The sequence below is a fragment of the Vibrio amylolyticus genome (genome assembly GCF_023145695.1).
GTDB lineage: Bacteria > Pseudomonadota > Gammaproteobacteria > Enterobacterales > Vibrionaceae > Vibrio > Vibrio amylolyticus.
The window spans coordinates 114,158-129,519 of record NZ_JAJHVV010000012.1 but is presented as its reverse complement, the minus strand read 5'-3'; the positions used below and the strand labels follow the sequence as shown (position 1 = coordinate 129,519).

The window sequence follows — 15,362 nt, the reverse complement described above, 5'->3', positions numbered from 1 at the left end:
AATAGACTAAAAAAGTGTCGACAATCAAGTTAATTGTCGACAATTTAGACTAATGTCTTAGGTTTAAATTAAGGTTGAGTGTGTAACAAAAAAACAGGCAGGCCTTATATAGCCAATGAAATCATAAGGTTAGATGCTATTCTATTTAATTGAAGGGAGATGCGTTATTTCGCTGCCTACTTATTCCTGTTAACACTTTATAAAATGAGATAAAAAAGGCCATAAGAGTGAATAACCCTTATGGCCTTTTACTTACAATATTAACTCAGGAACGATTACGCCATTTCTAAGGGCTTATCTTGAGTTACCTTCGTATCACTGACGCTTTCACTTACTGGGCGATACTTAGTAATATCCACCATATCTATTTGAGACGCAGGCAGGTGCTCTTTCGCATATTGAATATAAACACCACTTTCCAAAAATAGCCTAAATATATCGATATCAAGATGATCATCAAGCGCCATCTTATGCATAATGTCTATGGCTACACTGACTGGTTTGGCTTTTTTGTAAGGTCTATCTGCAGCAGTCAATGCTTCATAAACATCAGCAATCGCTAAAATGCGCTCAGGAATTGACAGTTGCTCTCCTGTCAGTTTTCTCGGATAACCCGTTCCCTTGAGAGTTTCATGGTGAGTCGACGCATAACGAGGAACTCGGCTTAACTCAGGTGGGAATGGAAGATTATTCAACATTTTGATTCCACTGGTCATATGCTCGTTAATTTTGAATCTATCTTCTGTAGTCAAAGTGCCACGGGTCACTGAGAGGTTATAAACTTCACCCAAATTGTATAAGTGTTTTGGAACATCAATATTGATTCCAAGTTCTGGTTCAAATTTTAGTGGACGGATCCGCTTAATAATATGCTCTGGCCTATCTTGAAGTAATGGTTCACTCTTTGGGGTGACCGACGACTGAGCTTCCAAGGCAAGCTCCTCAAACGGAGACAGCCCCAATGTATTATCGAAGTGTCGTAGCCATTCTTTAGATCCAATCTCTTTAATGCGCTCAATACAATCAGCGCTCATAAACTCACTGCCCACATTTGATTCCGCTATGAATCTAAATTCTTCTTGAAGCTGTGCTTGTGTTGAGGTTAATACTTCTTGCGCTTGTTCCTCTGGTAGCTTTTCAATATACCGTTGCTTCAAATAATCTATCTCCGCATCACGCCATAGCACTTCAAAACGTGTTCTAATTTCGTGAATTCGATTGTAGTTCGCTTCAAGCTTGCTGCCTTTATCAACGATATGTTCAGGCGTGGTTATTTTTCCGCAGTCATGCAGCCACGCTGCAATTTGAAACTCCTTCCTTTCGTGTTCATTTTCAAATTTGAAGTCTTTAAACTTGCCATAATCCGCTTGTTCAGCCGCTGAAGCGAGTAACATCCCAATTTTAGGGACGCGGTTACAATGGCCCGCCGTATAAGGAGACTTTTCATCGATTGCTTGTGCGATTAAGCGAATAAAAGCTTCGACAAACTCCTCTTGAGCGCGCTGATGATTCTTTATCTCTTCAACCATATCCACCATTGAATCAGATAGGTCAGATACCTCTTTTATTCGAGATTTAACATGATGAACCTCGTCAAACTTTCGTTTGGATACTTTGTGGTTCTCTTTGATTAGCAACCTGACGGGGGAAACAATCGGATTACCAAATACCCACGCTAGCGGCAGTAAGCCAAGTAAAACCAGAACACTAAAACCAATAGTGACGAGCACTTTGGGTATTACTTGGGCATAAATAACCTGTTCTGGAACGACAACTGCAAAATATTCAGACTCGGTATTGGTCGTATCCATCCTTGTTATATAAAGGTATCGCGTCGTTCCATCGATGATCTGTTTTGACATTTGACCGAGTAGCGCACCTTGATTAGCAAGCTCCACGACTCTTGCGTAAGGGACGAATGAATCACTTTTACTGAGATCTTGTAACCATTTGGCATTCAAAGCTTTCCACTGCTCATCCGAAACATTATCAATCGCAATATCAACGACCTGTGATAGAAAACGATCTTTGTTTTTCATGCTCAAGTGATAGTCAGCCTTAATCGGTTTACCAAATTCAGATAGTGTGAGCTCCTTAAGGTAATGTTCTGCTTTGTATTTTTGTAACACGGGCAATGTATCGACAACCGTTGCAACTTTACCCTTAGAGAGCCATGTCATTGCTTCATCTAGACTATTGGCATAACGAAAAAAAGAGGACTCAGTTTGGCCTATCAATTTGTCAGTGGAACGGCCTCTAATTAACGCAATGGGGCCAGCTCGTAATGGGTCAACTGATTGAATATCTACAGTCGTGGCGAAACCTAATGGAACGTTGAATAATGATTTACTAATAATCTCATCGTCTCGATCAGTCATCGATACCGACTGTAAAATATCAATATCACCTAGGTGATACATATCCTGCAGTTCATACCAATCAAACCCATTAACGAATTCAAATCGAAGACCCGTCATATCACTAATCAGTTTCATTAGATCAACAGCGTACCCCTTGGGCTGTCCTGCAGACGAGTAGTCTAAAGGTCCCCAGTCATTTTGGTTTGAAACCAATAGTGAACGAGCATTCTTTAGCATCTGCTGTTTGTTGGCATCCAGTTTCAAGGGATTTGATGGTGGTACTTCCACCTCTTCACTTCTCTTCAAACTCGTCGCTATAATTTCACCCTGCTGATTGAATAAAAATGACTCCACATTTTTAAACTCTCCTAGCCCTAAAGCGGTCGGGGAAATCAACTCACTGACTGAAGACAGAACAATATCAATGCCAATCACCGCGGTATGGGTTTTCACTGCGTACGTTTGTCCTGCTATTTTCAGATGCTGGAAAAGATACGGTTCAGTTTTAAATACGTTTTGGCTATTAGCCTCATGATACCAAGGCCGCTGAGTTGGGTAATAGTTACTCGATTCAACAATTAAATTCGTTCTTTCAAATTCTTTAGTGTAATAAAACGTCTTCCTTACTCGATTATTTTTGGGGCCTTCTATTCGTATGACTACCCAACGGTCTTGCTCACCTGCGTTTATTTTTTCTCTCACAATTGGAGAGGAGTTTAAATTAATAATCTGGAAGAAATCGTCCTGACTATTCCCCCAGTAGATGCTGTAGAACATCGGATTATCTTTTAAAGCTTGAGTAAAGATGGTGGTAACTTCATGCTCACTAAATTGATACTCAGTAACGAGGGAGATGTTTTTAAGGAGCCTAGCGACATTTGATGCACTTGAATCTACCTTTTCAATATGTTCACTCACTTTGGAAGAGGTCATGGACAACTTTGTTAACACCAGCTCTTCTGACATCTGTCTAGAAAAGTGATATTGAATAGAAATGGCACAAATAGACGTTAAGATGGTTGCAAGTACAAACATACTCCCAACAGTAAAACGAATTGAATATTTCTTAGCTCGACGTTTTGTTTTATTTACCATATTCCACTCCATTACTTACTAACCTACTGCTCAAACCATACTTCCTTAATGGTTATTCAACTAGCAGCATAGCACTTTCACCCTACTAGGTTGTTACTTAATATCATCAAAACAAATCGATCCACTCGAATAATAAAATTAAAAATTGACACATCGTTTGATTTACAAACAGATCGAATAATTAACAACCACAATAGTATTGATTAATTGCAACCTGTTCCAAGAACGTTAGTTCTCCTACCAGTCTCTACTTGCAAAGGTTATGAATTTAATGAATCATTAACAATACTATTACAAGGATGTTCATTAGAGAATATACTGGTAACTATTGGCCTTAAGATTAAGGAGTGATCATGGCTGAACAATTCAGTGCGTCAGCAAGTTCAATCTCTGCTGTCGACTATAAAGGACAAGATCATGTCGTTACGGACAGCCTTATTGAGGAAGGCCTTTCGGAGCCTTTTAAAATATCAATAACGTTAGTCTCTAAATCTTTTTCAGTTGAGAACCAATTAGGTCAACAACTCTCGGTTAATCATTACCTTAATCAGTCCGGAAGTTTAAAGCTATCTAGCACCGTTAACGGTGTTATTACCCATATTCAACACATTGGTATGGACGATAAACTTCAGTACTCCTCTTATCGAATTATTCTGCGACCATGGTTTTGGTTACTCAAACACACTCATCATTTTCGTGTTTACCAAAATCAATCAACCAAAGACATTGTCTCGGACGTTTTTACGCAGGCTGGATTTAGTGGTGATAGCAAGTTTGGAAGCCTTCCAAGCACGAAAAGAGAGTACTGTTTACAGTATGACGAATCTGATTTTGATTTTGTCACTCGCCTATTAGCAGAAGAAGGGCTCCATTACTTTTTCACTTATTCAAGCTCTGGGCATACGTTAAACATGCAGGATGCACAAACACCGTTTGAACAGGCAAGCATCAGCAAATTTGATATGGCTGAAACACCTACGGGAAGCAATCCCTTAATTAGAACATGGCAGCCAACCTCCCAATTCCACGGTGCCAGTATTGAGCTATCAGCCTATGATGACAGCCAGTCTAAGTTGGTGACGAGTAAAGCAACGAAATCTAGCCACACGATCGCCAACAACACGAAACTTACATCACGTCACTACCCTCCTCTTGGTATTTTGGGTGATAAAACCGACCTTGCGAGTAACCTTGCGAAAAGGCGTATCGAACAACTTGAGCAGAACTTTTCCACCGTTGAAGCAATAGCACATCATGATAACTTCGAAGTCGGAACTTGGTTTACGCTCAATAGTCATTTAGATAAGTCATTGCTTGGCGAGTACTCTGTTATTTCCCAAACAAGGTCTTATTCAAAAGAGCAAGTGTCATCCGATCTCACGCTAATTGCTAAAGACACCCCCCACTATCCAACGCCCATGAGTAAGAAGAAAATACTTGGGCTTCAAAGTGCCATTGTTGCGGGTTCGACAGCTGGAGAAATCAATCAGGATGATCAAGGTAGAGTCCGAATTCAATTTCACTGGGACACCGAAACAAGTGGTGATAAAACCAGTTGCTACGTACGGGTCGCACAAATGCTGGCGGGCTCTGGCTATGGAAGCCAATTTGTCCCGCGAGTTGGCCATGAAGTCTTAGTCTCATTTATTGATGGCGACCCCGACCAGCCTATTATCACGGGGAGTGTCTACAACAGTAAGAACAGCCCTCCTTACAAAGAAGAAAATACCACGAAGTCTGGAATAAGCACCAAACTTGATGGGCTTGCGAATGAGCTCTATTTTGATGATAAAAAAGATAATGAGCTTATCTATCTTCATGCAGCGAAAGACTTAACTCACGACGTTGAAGAAAATCAAACCGAGACAATAAAGGGTGAACTTTCTCAATCGGTTACGAAAAAAATGACCATTTCAACAGAAGACAATTACACACTAGAAGTCACTAAAGCACTGTCGGAAAAAGGTAAATCCATCAAGTTAGAGGGAAGCGATTCACTCGATCTCGTCGTTGGCTCGAGCAAAATATCAATGTCGTCATCTGCTATCTCAATTGAAGCAACAAACATCGATATTAAAGCGAGCAGTGGTCTTACTCTTGAAGGTGTCAACGTGACAAGCAAAGCAACATCTGCAAACAAAATTTCAGGGGTAACAACCGCACTTGAAGCAACCAGTTCTAACTCAATCAAAGGCCTTAGCGTAGCAATAAAAGCGGACACAACGCTTAGTGCGGAAGGTCAACTGAGCGCTGAGTTTAAATCTGGGCTTAAAGCAACGTTTGATGGTGGTGTGATGGGCGAGCTAAAAGGCGCAATCGTGAAGGTGAATTAATGAGTTATAAGAAAATCCCCTACCAAGTTGGTATGCAAGTAATTGGGCGCTTCAAACCATCGGAAGAGACACTCTCTCTTATCACCGAAGATAGCAGCATCAATGAATCCATTGAGATACTCAACGCTAATGAACAATATTTTGATCTGTGCCAGTTCTTTGCACACGCTCTTCCAGTTCGAGAAGCTATTTGGTGGGCTGCCCTTTGTTTAGAACAGCGAAAAGAAGATTGGAACCCAACTCAGATTCAGTGCATTGAAACGGCAAAATCATGGGCTCAAACACCTTCTGAAGAACTACGCCGGAAAGCCGAATTATTCGCCACCCGCCTTAATGTAAACTGTGGACCATCATGGCTTGCTCAAGCGGTATTTTGGAATGGTTCAGGCAGTATTGTAGCCCCAGATTTACCACAGGTTATGCCTGATGCTCTGCTCTATTCAAAAGCAGTGGCTGGCTCAATTAACCATGCTGCCGCCCTACCAGAGTGGGAACATACTCACCGCTACTATCACTACGCAATAGAAACAGCAACAAACATAGCAAAAGGGGGCACCTAACTATGACATTAGCGGCCAGATTGACGGATATGCACGTTTGTCCAATGCAAACACCCGCTGTCCCTCCCATTCCTCATATTGGCGGGCCAATAACTGGTCCGGGTGTACCCACTGTACTCATTGGGAATATGCCAGCAGCAACACTAGGTGATATGTGTGTCTGTGTTGGTCCACCGGATTCGATAATTAAAGGCAGTGCAACAGTCTTAATCATGAATAAACCCGCTGCTCGAATGGGGGATACAACCGCACATGGCGGTACAATCGTTTTAGGAATGCCAACCGTCCTTATCGGTGGTTGATGGTTCACTCCCCTTGGTAATGAATTTTCTACGTGTTTTCTCTTTGATTTCTTAGATGAAGCTCTAGTTTTTGATTAAAAGTATAATTTATATAGCAGATTAAATAATTTATACCTAGACTTAGACTCATTAATAAACTGTTATATTTATTAACAAAAAACCAACAGTGCGGTAGAAGTACCTTACTTAATTACAACCCCAAATAGCAATGGAATGCATATGGTTGATGTGAATAGCTTGTTAACACCAATATCAGACGACAAGCCATGTGGTACATATCTAAAATTGGACAGAAGTGCTTATCGAGGATTGAGGAACGCTTACAACACAGCGCAGTCCTCTTTTCGACAGCTGATTGAAACCCCTGAAGCGTCAAGTAACCAGGAGTTGCTGGAAACTAATGATACGAATTGGGAAACGTTAAGAACGGTCACTCAAGACGCACTCGAACAACAAACCAAAGATCTAGAAATACTTGGTTGGTATATTGCGAGCCAGCTTTTTTCCCGTGACCCCTTCAATAACTTTGCATCAGCGATTGAGGCTATGCATGGCTTACTTGAAAGGCACTGGGGTGAGCTAAACCCTATGCTTCCTGAAGGTAAACGCAAAGCTGCGGAAGGGCCAGAAGGTGATAAAGAGCTTGCTGAATTTAGATTAAAGCCCTTACTTCAACTTGTTGGTGAAAGCCCCGACTCAACAGCAGTATTCATGCCTCTCCAGTTACTTCCCCTTGTTGGCGAAATCAGTTTCTTTGATTATTTAACGGCAGAACGCAGTGGCTCGCTAGCGGAAGTCAAACAATCGGCTTCATCTCAATTCAACAGTAACGTGCAAGAAACACTAAACGCATTATCGAATGCTTATCAAAACTTATCTCAATCTGAGGATGTGATCGCAGCGCACTGCAAAGAGTTGGGGGTAACCCCTATTTCATTTAAATTCATAAAAGCCAATATTGCTGATTTTATTAACGCCATTAAATTCTTAGTCAGTGATACATTTTCTGCTTGGCCATTAGATGACCATTTTGCAATTGCAGCAGCGCCTGTCGTTCAGGCCCACTCTCAAGAGACAGTATCAAGCCGCGTAGAAAACAGAATAGAACCTTCAATTGGCATATCTGAAGAAAACAATTCTATCAATTCAACTCTCCAGCAATCAGCGCCAACCACGGATGCCCCTGCTCCTATTTCGATAGAGAATAACTCAGCTTCGATAATATCCGCTCAGGGTGCCGTTACTAATCGCGATCAAGCTTTTCATGAGTTACGTAAAATCTCGGACTATTTTAAACAAGCCGAACCACATAGCCCAATCTCATTTTTGTTGGAGCGCGCAATTCGTTGGGGTTACTTAAGTTTGCCCGAGCTTCTAGAAGAAATGGTAGGTAAAGATACTCAAATGCTACAACAGATAAATCAGCTAACGGGTATGGATAACTTATCTCAAACCGATTTAGCAAAAAAATCATCCTCATCAACAAATACCGCTCTTACCTCGTCTGGTTCTTCGCTAAGTAGCAATGATCCAAGCGACAATTTTAACGTCAGTGATACGGCTACTACAGCAACACGGACAGAAACTGGACAACAACCTTCTCAAGATAGTGGCGCCGTCACTAGCTTCGAGTGGTAACTAAAAATGCGATAACGCAAAGGAGAAAACAATGGCTTCAATTTTCATGAGAATCGATGGCACAAACCCTAAAGGCGCTGCAACCGTCGACAAGATAGGTGGCAAAGATGGCTTCTTTGCGATCGATAGCCTTTCTTGGAGTGCTGTTCGTGGCGTCGGTATCGACGTTGGTAATGCGAACAATGCAGACAAAGGTATGGTTGCATTAGGCGAAATTAATATTAACCGCGTTTGTGATGGTGCAAGTCCATTCCTAACAACATTTCTATATGCACCGGGTGGCGAAGGAAAAACAATTGAAGTCATTATGACGAAACCTAATCGTGAAGGTTCAGGTGCCGATCCTTACCTAATCGTCACTTTAAGTGCAGCTCGTATGTCTAGCTACAATATGTCTGCGACTGACGGTTCACTTCCAAACGAATCATTTAGCTTAACTTACACACAAATATCAAAGGCTTACTACATTGAAGGCGAAGGCGGCAAGATTGATAAAGGCCCTGAAGTTGGCTTTGATGCTACTCAAGCTAAAGTCACCTCTACTGCTAGCTAATTAAAGGAGCGCTATCGTGGCATTAAATTCCCAACATAAACGCGTCAGTAAAAACCGTGTAAGTATTACTTACGATGTGGAAACTAACGGCGCAGTAGAAACAAAAGAACTTCCTTTTGTTGTCGGTGTGATTGGAGACTACTCTGGTCATAAACAAGATAAATCTGATGTAGAAGATCGTGAATTTTATAATGTTGATAAAGATAATTTCGACAACGTAATGAAACGCGTCGGTCCAGAGCTTTCATTAAAAGTTGAGAATGTCTTAGCTGATGACGATAGCGAATTTTCAGCAGATCTGAAATTTTCATCAATGAAAGACTTCGAACCTGAAGCCATTATTGATCAAGTTGAACCTCTGAAAAAGCTCGTCGAAACGCGTAACCAACTCAAGGTTCTATTATCTAAAGCAGACCGCTCTCGTGATTTAGAAAAACTTCTTAAAGAGGTTCTTCAAAGTGCTGACACCATCAACGCTTTGTCTGGTGAGCTTGGTATTGACAGCGAGGGAGCAGAATAATGAGTACAGAAACTGAGAATCAAGCGCAACCCGAAGCTGCGGAAGGCTCACTGAGCTTTTTAGACAGAGCCATTGAAGCAACGACTCAAACACCTGCTGACACGACCAAAGAGCTTTTCTCTGTTCTTGCAGAACAAGCGCTATCAGGCACGGTTACATGGGATAAAAACGTCACAAAGACCATTGAAAATGCCATTTGTGAAATTGATAAGAAATTGTCAAAGCAGCTCTCTGCCGTTATGCAAAAAGATGACTTTCAAAAACTGGAAGGATCATGGCGCGGAGTGCAAAAACTGGTTAAAGAAAGCGAGCTTGGTAGAGATCTGAAGATTAAAATGGTTGATTTCACACAAGAAGAGCTTCTTGAGCAGTTTGAAGATGCGCCAGCAATCGATCGAAGCCCTCTCTTCAATGCGGTGTACCAAGGTGAATACGGTACTGCTGGTGGCGAGCCATACGGAGCGTTCATTGGTGACTACGAATTCAGTGCGAAAGATGAAGACGTTGCTCTACTTAGATATATGGGCGAAGTGGCGGCTGCTTGTCACGCACCTTTTGTCGCTTCTGCAAATGCTGAGATGTTCGAATTTAATGACTTCACAACATTCAACGAAGGTAAACCGGTTGCGGCAGGTTTTGACTCCCCTGCTTATGCTGCATGGAATTCATTTAGAGAAAGTGATGATGCTCGATACGTTACTTTAACCCTACCAAGAACGTTAGCCAGACTGCCTTACGGTGGAAAAGGGTTAGGTACTAATGTATTTGAGTATGAAGAACTTGATACAGACATGGATGGCAACCCTAAACCAGCTGGTAATGATCAGCTAGTTTGGTCTAATGCCGCTTACGATTTGGGCCTTAAAATGACTCAAGCGTATACAGCAACAGGTTGGTGTACTTCAATTCGTGGTTTAGATAATGGAGGTAAAGTAGAAGACCTTCCGAACCTAACCTACAAATCTGAAGCCGGTGACATTCTTCAACAATGTCCTACTGAAGTAAATCTAACTGATGAACGAGAAAAAGAGCTCAGCGACTTAGGCTTCTTGCCACTCGTTCACTACAAAAACTCCAACTATGGCGTATTTATCGGTGGTCAAACGACTCAAAAACCTAAAACGTTTACCGACCCTGATGCCACTGCCAATGCCGCGATTTCTGCACGTTTGCCGTATATCATGGCAAGTAGTCGTATCGCCCACTACTTGAAAATCATGGGTCGTGACAAATTAGGTTCTAATCTTGAAGCTCCTGATATTCAAAGGGAACTTCAATTGTGGATCGATCAATATACCAATTCAGGTGCCATTGGTAATGAGCAACGTGGAAAAACACCTCTATGTGAGTCTCGTATTGAAGTTGTTGAACAGCCTGGTCGACCAGGTTCGTATTCAGCGGTTGCACACTTACGCCCTTGGTTACAGCTAGAAGAGCTGACAACCTCTGTTCGTATGGTTGCTAAGATCCCTGGTTAACCGAAGGATGTGGCCGGAGTAATTCGGCCACTTATTTGTATGCAGTTAAATACAGATTGGCAAGAAACCTTTAATCAACTAGATGATAAAGACAACGCCTTTATGAAAAAAGCGTTGTCTTTACTATCTGAACTCGACCCAAATATAGTATCTAGCGCCTCGAGCCTAGTCGGTAAGCTTAGTCGATTGATTGCTAATATCGACCAACAGTTGTCTAACCAACTTAACCATATTTTACACGCAGACGAGTTTGAAGAGCTCCACAGTAACTGGCTTGGCTTGGAAGGGCTTATTCACCTACCCGTTAATAGCCAACGTACCAAAATACGAATGTTGGATATGAGCTGGCATGAAATTTCATCCGACGTGAATCAAGCCTACAGCACCAAAAGCAGCCACTTGTATAATCTGATTGGAAACAAAGAGCTAAATACTCTCGGGGGCCAGCCATTTGGCACCTTGCTATTTACACATCCTATCAAAATGGATATGGATTTTGATGCCGACTACGATGATCTCTTTACTCTAGAGCTTCTTGGTAAGCTTGGCGAAACAACACTATGCCCTATTCTTCTTGCTCCAGATAACCATTTTTTTGTTAACGAGGGTGCAGATTGGCTCTCTGACGTTGTTCGAATTGAGAAGATACTTGCGGGTCCAGACTTCTTAGCTTGGCAACAACTGAGAAAGAAAAGCTGCTCTCGTTTTGTGGCTCTTGTCATGCCATCCATTCGAATGAGAGAACGATACCAGAATCTAAAAGCTGGGTTTATCTTTAACGAAACAGGAAGTGGCCTGTGGGGAAATGCTGTTTTTGCCTTTGCCTCGACAATTATCAAAGAACATCACCGAGTTAATTGGTTTGGCTTTTTAAAATCTCGATGGAATGACCGCTACCAAGGTTCGATTGTTAATACCCCAAATATATCAACGTCTAGTCACTACCTAAATTCGCCAACGACTAAAATCATGCTGTTTGGGCAGATTTCATCATTCTATGCTCAACAAGGTTTTGTTCCCCTGACTAAAAGCCCACTTTCAGATAAGTACTACTTCAACGGAAACAATTCTATCTGGAAATATGGCAACAGTGACAATGAAAAAGTGCTTACACAGATCCAGACCACTCTCATGTCGTGCCGAATTGCGCACTATCTAAAAGTACAAGTTAGGGAAATGATAGGAAGCTTTAGTACCGCAGCTGAATGTGAAGTCTTTCTCACTCAATGGATCGAAAAATTCTCAAGCAATGTCTCTTTTGCTAACGAAGAAACATTAGCCAAATACCCTTTAAGCTTTGCCAAGATTCAGATTAACGAATCGAAATCTCACCGTGGCCACTATAGCTGCACATTACGAATTGTACCTCAGTACCAATATGATCATTTCAGTAGTGAAGTGGTTCTGACAACCGATTTAGATGAGGTTGCGTAATGAGTTTATGGAGCAGTTTTATTAGTCAAAATAATGCGAATACTTTCAATGAAGTAGAAGATATCAAATACCACTTAACGAAACTTTTAGAATCTGAAGCTTCACTACTCTACATTGATGATCGATTTGTTGAGCTTAACCGCTCGAACCATCGCTTCGGTATAGAAGATATTCAGCTTTTAAGTGCAAGTCTAGATCAAACTCAATTAGCGATGAGAATCGAGACTTGGGTATCTCAATTTGAACCGCGATTACACGATGTGTCTGTCGAACTCGTTGAGCGTAAAGCCAGTGAAAACGCGATCGCTTTTAATATCATTGCCAAAGTGAATACAAGCCAAGGAGAAACTGAATTGGTATTTGACTCGAAGATTGCACTGAATGACCTATCTACGTCGTTAAGTGAGGACAGCTATGAGTGACCCCCTACTGCGATACTTTGAGCAAGAACTCGCCGTTGTTAAGCGTTCATTGGGTCAATTTGGTGATAAACACCCTCGTCATGCTGAAAACCTTAATATTCATCAAGGGAAGATAGAAGACCCGAGTATCGCTAGGTTATTGGATGGTGTCGCTCTGCTTAACGCAAAGGTTGAAAAACAGCTTTCAGAACAGCTCCCTGAAGTTGTTGAGGGTTTACTTGGGATTCTTTTTCCATCTTATGTACAAACAGTACCTAGCATTGCGTATATAAAACTAGAAGATATTGAGGGCCCAATAGAGAGTGCGACGTTACCTAAAGGTGCACAATTCTCTGCAACCGTCGAAGAGCAAGAGTGCCAATTTCAAACTGTCGATGAATTAAAGGTTACCCCATTTAGCATTACCAACATTAGCGCATTGGGAGCCCCTTTTAACTTTAACCGACCAAAGATTGCAGAACACTCTTCTGCGGTGATTCAAATCACGCTTTCAACGGGTGATCCAGACGTCCACTTTCGTCACCTTGATATTGAGGACCTCGATTTTTTTGTTCAAGGCTTCGAAAACAACGCTGACTCACTAGTAGAGCAGCTTCTTAGTCAAACTCGTGCCATCTCAGTCTCTGATATTTCTTGCGAACAACATACATGTATTGACGCGAATAGCCTAAAAAACCGAATTAGTGACCTTTCATTTACCTTCCTTCCTCAGCACGGCAATCAGTTTTCCGGTTACCAGTTAATGAGTGAGTATTTTTTCTTTAAGGAGAAACGTCAATTTTTCAGACTAAAAGGCTTTGGTCGAACCTTAGGAAATCACGCTTCCTCCGAGGTTGTTGTGAATCTTTTTCTTTCCTCATTGCCATCCGAATTCGTCAGGCTTTTCAACCTATCCGTTTTTAAACTCAATGTTGTACCTGCGATTAACCTTTTTGAGGAGTCAGGAGAGCCGATTCGCTATGACCAACGAACGCTCACTGCTCCAGTTAATACAAACGCACACTTTAGTGATTCGACAGAAATTTACGACATTAAAGAGATTTACGAGATTACGTCAAGCGGTGAAATACCTTTGTTACCCCTGTTTAAGAATCGCTATAACAGCACTGATGACCAAAATTATTGGCAAGTCACAAGGGATGCGTTTGGTGAGCACAAATTAATGGTATCGCTAGGAGACAATTCAGCACCTGAGTTTAACAAGTTATTTGGTACACGTTTATTATGCTCAAATGGTAAATTAGCTTGTGGCATTGAAGGGGTAATGGAGTGTAAAGAGAGTATCGATTTACCTGGTGAATTCTCACCTATTTACCCTCCCTCAGCACCAATTGAACGAGAGTACGACCAAAATTTGCACTGGCAATTCATCGGTATGCTTAACAGTAACTTTTCGTCTCTACTTCACTCACAAGAGGCGAATGAATCGTTGAAACAGATGCTACAACTATGCTGTCGTAATCAGATCTCAGATAGCGATATTCAAACCATCAGGAGTGTCACGTTCAACTCACAAGTTTCTGCTATTCGTATACTCGGTAAGAACACGTTTTCACCAGGGACAGAGATCGATATTGAACTCGACACTAACGCTCCTTTTCATGCATTCAGTGATGTTCTTAATCGATTTTTTCAACAGTTTTGTAGCTTTGACCGTTACATTCAGCTCAATATTCGTATTTTTGGTAGAGATGGAATAATCAAACGGTATGCCAAGGTTCATGGGAGTCAGTTATGTCTCTAATTCGTGATCTTAGCCAGCAGCCCCAAGAATGGGAATTTGCACAAGCAATGCGTCAATTATCGCAATTTGTGTTAAATCAACCCAACAAAATTCGATTAGAACTCAAAGCAGAAGTAATGCCAGCAGGCGATTCCAGTGATATTCAATACTTTTCGCTAAAAAACAACGTAGCCAAGCTTAGGTTAACCAAATCTGCGCTAGCGGGTGTTCAAGGTGTCATACCTAACTATCTGTACGAAGAGTTGTTAGCCGCGCTTCATAGAGAAGATCATGCACTAAAAGACTTTTTGGATGTTATGAATCAGCGTCACTACGAAATTCTCTACCGAGTGACGATGAAACAATCACTACTACTTGATCAAGAGATATCAGTTAAACGTTCTGAACTTTTATATCAACTCGCGAATCTTAGTAAAAAGCATCATCACTATTTCCAGTACTGTACACTATTGAACCAAAACAGCCGTCATTTACCAACATTGGCTAAAATGCTCACTGATTTTTTCCCCTATCGATTTCAAGTAAAAACGAGGCCAAGTGTTAGGCAAAAGCTACCTATTGATTCTTTAACTCGATTGGGTACTGAACAGCATTTCAATAGTCGACTTGGACAAGGATTTTTATTGGGTAAGACTTGCCATGCCCAATTTAGTCGAATCGATATTTTTATATTAATGGATAATGAAAATGAATATCGCCAAACCGTCAATGATTCGAATTTGGCACTAAAAGTGCGAGAACTGTCTCAGCACTACCTTCGTGACAGCACACCAATTTCAATTTATTTAAGTGTACAACGGGCGTTTTTAGCTCAACCAATGTTAACAAGCAATTTTGCAAATTCAGCTCGACTTGGAGAAGCAACTTGCCTTGCTCCAGAACGCTACCCTGCTGAGACCGTGAATATTTTACTGAATAGTTAA

The 15,362-nt window shown here is 41.4% G+C and carries 12 protein-coding genes; 11 read left to right on the top strand and 1 reads right to left on the bottom strand.

Features of this window, described 5'->3' with window-relative positions; genetic code table 11:
- Positions 1-275 precede the first annotated feature (275 nt).
- Positions 276-3,455 (bottom strand): HD domain-containing phosphohydrolase, encoded by a 3,180-nt coding sequence (locus KP803_RS17985; RefSeq protein ID WP_248010246.1) that lies wholly within the window; start codon positions 3,453-3,455, stop codon positions 276-278.
- 353 nt (positions 3,456-3,808) lie between these two features.
- Between KP803_RS17985 and KP803_RS17980 the strand changes: the two genes are divergently transcribed.
- From KP803_RS17980 to KP803_RS17930, 11 genes are all read left to right on the top strand, one after another.
- Entirely contained in the window at positions 3,809-5,788 is a 1,980-nt protein-coding gene (locus tag KP803_RS17980) for a type VI secretion system Vgr family protein (RefSeq protein ID WP_248010245.1), read from the top strand.
- Positions 5,788-6,348 carry a DUF6931 family protein gene (locus KP803_RS17975; RefSeq protein WP_248010244.1) on the top strand — a complete coding sequence of 187 codons (561 nt, stop codon included), beginning with the start codon at positions 5,788-5,790 and terminating at the stop codon, positions 6,346-6,348. Before KP803_RS17980 ends, KP803_RS17975 begins: the two co-directional genes overlap by 1 nt.
- A 2-nt stretch (positions 6,349-6,350) precedes the next feature.
- Positions 6,351-6,650 carry a PAAR domain-containing protein gene (locus tag KP803_RS17970; protein WP_248010243.1) on the top strand — a complete coding sequence of 100 codons (300 nt, stop codon included), beginning with the start codon at positions 6,351-6,353 and terminating at the stop codon, positions 6,648-6,650.
- 219 nt (positions 6,651-6,869) lie between these two features.
- The gene (locus KP803_RS17965) at positions 6,870-8,288 is read left to right on the top strand and encodes a type VI secretion system protein TssA (protein ID WP_248010242.1); all 1,419 of its coding nucleotides are present in this window, start codon (positions 6,870-6,872) and stop codon (positions 8,286-8,288) included.
- Between the two features lie 31 nt (positions 8,289-8,319).
- Positions 8,320-8,841, top strand: coding sequence for a type VI secretion system tube protein Hcp (locus KP803_RS17960; RefSeq protein WP_248010241.1), 522 nt, complete (start codon positions 8,320-8,322; stop codon positions 8,839-8,841).
- Between the two features lie 16 nt (positions 8,842-8,857).
- On the top strand, positions 8,858-9,361 hold the full coding sequence (gene tssB, locus KP803_RS17955) for a type VI secretion system contractile sheath small subunit (protein ID WP_248010240.1): 504 nt from the start codon (positions 8,858-8,860) through the stop codon (positions 9,359-9,361).
- On the top strand, positions 9,361-10,839 hold the full coding sequence (gene tssC, locus KP803_RS17950) for a type VI secretion system contractile sheath large subunit (protein ID WP_248010239.1): 1,479 nt from the start codon (positions 9,361-9,363) through the stop codon (positions 10,837-10,839). Before tssB ends, tssC begins: the two co-directional genes overlap by 1 nt.
- Positions 10,840-10,878: 39 nt before the next feature.
- Positions 10,879-12,273 carry a type VI secretion system contractile sheath domain-containing protein gene (locus KP803_RS17945; RefSeq protein ID WP_248010238.1) on the top strand — a complete coding sequence of 465 codons (1,395 nt, stop codon included), beginning with the start codon at positions 10,879-10,881 and terminating at the stop codon, positions 12,271-12,273.
- Positions 12,273-12,695, top strand: coding sequence for a type VI secretion system baseplate subunit TssE (tssE, locus tag KP803_RS17940; RefSeq protein WP_248010237.1), 423 nt, complete (start codon positions 12,273-12,275; stop codon positions 12,693-12,695). The genes KP803_RS17945 and tssE overlap by 1 nt, the downstream gene beginning before the upstream one ends.
- Positions 12,688-14,439, top strand: coding sequence for a type VI secretion system baseplate subunit TssF (gene tssF, locus KP803_RS17935; RefSeq protein WP_248010236.1), 1,752 nt, complete (start codon positions 12,688-12,690; stop codon positions 14,437-14,439). Before tssE ends, tssF begins: the two co-directional genes overlap by 8 nt.
- Positions 14,430-15,362, top strand: coding sequence for a type VI secretion system baseplate subunit TssG (locus KP803_RS17930; RefSeq protein WP_248010235.1), 933 nt, complete (start codon positions 14,430-14,432; stop codon positions 15,360-15,362). Before tssF ends, KP803_RS17930 begins: the two co-directional genes overlap by 10 nt.